A 1,068-nucleotide genomic window follows, 5' to 3' on the forward strand; every position below is an offset into this window, starting at 1 on the left:
AATCCTTATCTGGCAAGAGACTTAATTGATTAGTTCGCTCTAGATCAAAAATAATTGACAAAAATCGCCAAATGCCTTTCTATATAAGGGTTCCATCCCTTATAACCCCCGTCCATTGCATAACAAAAACCGAAGAACCATGTTTATTTTTTGGGAAAGAGACTAGGGAGTAAAAATAATTTCGTCTCCCTAGTCGGGTAAATTGTCAAGGGGTTACGGAATTTTTAGCGGCGGAAAATCCTTTTATTTGAGTCTAAAACTCCACTTGAAGCATCAGCAACCCCGTTTGTACCGAATAGAGTTCCGAGAGGAGAATTTAATCCAAATGCATTTGGAGAACCCGTTACGAACAATTGACCACGAGCGAATTGAGTACCGGACAGAATGATATTACCACCCACAACATTAAAAGCATTAGGGCCCGATGATGGGAATGTACCAATAACCGGTAGCGTGTATCCTAAAGCGGCAGGAGCGGAGGTGACGGAAAGAGCGGTAGCCGCCTATATCCCATCCGTGGTTAGTGCCGCGTCCGGCAACTCTATTGTCCCAGAAACTGTACCACTAACCGGGCCATCCACATTCGAGAAAGAAAAGCCAAAAGTAGCGGCGCTCGCACCAGATACAGGAGCGAGTAAAGATAGACCGATAAGGGCGACCCGACCACCGATCGATTTTTTGATAAGTGTTGATAATGTCATAGGTTTAAACTCCTCACAGAAAGGAATAAAGATAAACAGTCGTCAATTATAGGGGAGTTTACGGAAAAGGTGATATCCGAAAATTCCTTATTTTTTTTGACCCCTTCCCGTTTTCTTAATACTTTTTTAAGGATTGGCTGAAGGCATTACCCTGAGAGGCTTGGAAAAATAGGAGTTCGGGCGATTCGGTTGAAGGGGCGATCCGGCCTAAGCGTACAGGAGAGCGAAGTTGACATCCTCGCCGCCCTAAAAGTGCGGCGATTCCTAAACCTCACGATTTAAGTTTCTGCTTCCACCACCGTCGCATACCACAGTTAAAAAACCATGTACTGTCTTACACAGAGTCCACAGACTTTCGCCCCATTTC

1 protein-coding gene is annotated in these 1,068 nt (G+C 44.6%); it reads right to left on the reverse strand.

Annotation, left to right across the window (positions count from 1 at the left end; translation table 11 throughout):
- Positions 1-503: 503 nt before the first annotated feature.
- A complete protein-coding gene (locus O9290_RS03695; RefSeq protein ID WP_002757710.1) occupies positions 504-701 on the reverse strand; it encodes a hypothetical protein in 198 nt (65 codons plus the stop codon).
- Between the last annotated feature and the right edge of the window lie 367 nt (positions 702-1,068).

The organism is Microcystis sp. LE19-41.2A, assembly GCF_027530405.1.
Taxonomy (GTDB): domain Bacteria; phylum Cyanobacteriota; class Cyanobacteriia; order Cyanobacteriales; family Microcystaceae; genus Microcystis; species Microcystis aeruginosa.

What these genes read in the sequence shown, in the direction of transcription:
- O9290_RS03695 (WP_002757710.1), bottom strand. Translation starts at nt 701, where the DNA reads ATGACATTATCAACACTTATCAAAAAATCGATCGGTGGTCGGGTCGCC.